3 protein-coding genes are annotated in these 857 nt (G+C 48.4%); all 3 read right to left on the reverse strand.

Features of this window, described 5'->3' with window-relative positions:
- Positions 1–129, reverse strand: a 129-nt coding sequence (locus Y887_RS21585) for a Hok/Gef family protein (protein WP_046965623.1), incomplete at its 3' end; no start/stop codon positions are given.
- A gap of 232 nt (positions 130–361) precedes the next feature.
- Entirely contained in the window at positions 362–547 is a 186-nt protein-coding gene (locus tag Y887_RS21590; RefSeq protein WP_211257018.1) for an Ail/Lom family outer membrane beta-barrel protein, read from the reverse strand.
- The coding region (locus tag Y887_RS21405) for an Ail/Lom family outer membrane beta-barrel protein (protein ID WP_211257017.1) at positions 525–857 on the reverse strand (333 nt) is incomplete at its 5' end. The genes Y887_RS21405 and Y887_RS21590, both read right to left, overlap by 23 nt.

The raw sequence follows: 857 nt of genomic DNA on the forward strand, positions 1-857 counted from the left end.
CTGTAAGAACGCCGCAAACTCCGCTCCCCACAAATTCAGCCGGAACTCACACAACGAGCCGTGTAACATCCAGATGGTGAAGATTACCGTCATACAAATTGTGACGGTGATGAGCGATTTTTGCGACATAGCGCTTGCCTCCTGAGTGGAGAGGCGCTAACCTTCTACTTGCTTAAGGTATGATGGTTAGGGCCTCGGGTTAAACAAAATGTTTGACTCGGGGCCTTTCCACATCAGGCCTTCAGGTTCTCCCTCCAGCCATCAGCCGAAAGGCACCCGCGCATAATCTACGATTTTTGCCCTGCACGGGCAACAAAAAACCCGCCATCACAGCGGGTTATGAAATGTTGTCAGCTATCACTCAGAATTTCAGGCCAATGCCTGCAAATAAACCATCAGTTTTCCAGTCGCCAGAGCCTGAGCTTTCATAAGTGACGTCCATAGTAACACTTTCATTGAAGTTAAATTGCGCGCCGACAGACCATGCAATAGACGTTTTTTTGGTGCTGTTACTTTCAGAAAAACTACCGGCACCAGTGATTAAGATTGTCGTTAATTTTCAAGTCAGTGGTGACTTTTGCAACCCCCATACCACCCATTGCATACACACTGAGGTATTCGTTAAACCGCCACGAAGGACCGGATAGTAGACTCCAGTAATTAGCCCTGATATCAGTTCTCGCTGAAGCTGCCGGGTTTTTTACCTCTCGTGATGGATCGGAAGGCTTAACATCAATAAATGCCTGCGCATTAGTCATGGAGCGCGCCCATGTAAAAGAGGCTATAACACCCAGTTCATCAGGTGTCTCGTAACGATACCTGATGCTCATCCCCAGGGGGCTTTTGGCTGTGCCGTC

This window comes from Xanthomonas pisi DSM 18956 (assembly GCF_001010415.1).
Classification (GTDB): domain Bacteria; phylum Pseudomonadota; class Gammaproteobacteria; order Xanthomonadales; family Xanthomonadaceae; genus Xanthomonas; species Xanthomonas pisi.